This is a genomic window from Micromonospora sp. GCM10011541 (genome assembly GCF_042650725.1).
GTDB classification, from domain to species: domain Bacteria; phylum Actinomycetota; class Actinomycetes; order Mycobacteriales; family Micromonosporaceae; genus Micromonospora; species Micromonospora sicca.
In genome coordinates, this window is the sequence record NZ_JBHSBP010000126.1 from 1 (window position 1) to 817 (window position 817).

The window sequence follows — 817 nt, forward strand, 5'->3', positions numbered from 1 at the left end:
TCGCGGACGATGTAGCGCTTGAGGCAGCGGAGGATCTCCTGCTTGCTGAGGCCTTCGGTGATGCGGCGGTGGACGTAAGCCTGTGTTCGCTGGTCGTAGCGCATGCGGCACAGCGCGATGGTGTGCAGGGCGTGGTTGGCGCCGCGGTCACCTCCCCGGTGGAGGCGGTGGCGGCGCACCCGTCCTGAACTGGCGGGGATGGGTGCTGCGCCGCAGAGGTGGGCGAGGCGGCTTCGGAGTGCAGCCGGTCGGGGTTGTCGCCGGCGGTGGTGAGCAGCTGGGCGGCGACCTCGGGGCCGACGCCGAACAAGGCCGTGGTGCGGGGTGCCGCTTTCTGGACGATGGGTGCCACCTGCCGGTCGAGGGTGGTGATCTCGTCGGTGAGGGCGGTGACCCGGCGGGCGAGTCCGGCCAGCGCGGCGGCGGTGGCGTGTTCCGGCTCGTGAAGTTTGGCCGGGTTGTAGGTCAGCGCAGCGCACCGGCTGACCAGCACGGCAGCGCTGAGCTTGGTCAGCTGCGCTCGCAGGGGTTCGGGGGCGGCGGCGACCAGGCCGCGCATCTGATTCAGGGCGGCGGTCCGAGCCTTGACCGCTCCTCGGCGGGCGACCCGCAGGGCGCGGATGGCCTCAACCGGTCCGGTGCGGGTTTTCGGGGTGCCCATGGCGGTGCCGGCGAGGGTGGCCCGGGCGGCGGCGATGGCGTCGATCGGGTCGGACTTGCCCTGGGCGCGGCGGGCGCGGCGATCGGGCCGGTCCACTTCCCTGACAGTGATCTTCTTGCTGGTCAGATAGCGGGCCAGGCCAGCGCCATAGCTGCC

1 protein-coding gene and 1 pseudogene are annotated in these 817 nt (G+C 72.3%); both read right to left on the minus strand.

What is annotated here, in order from left to right:
- Positions 1 to 479, minus strand: a 479-nt coding sequence (locus ACFOYX_RS36240; protein WP_377534830.1) for a transposase, incomplete at its 3' end; no start/stop codon positions are given.
- A 125-nt stretch (positions 480 to 604) separates the two neighbouring features.
- Positions 605 to 757: pseudogene (locus tag ACFOYX_RS36245) on the minus strand (IS110 family transposase); the annotation flags it as partial.
- Positions 758 to 817 lie beyond the last annotated feature (60 nt).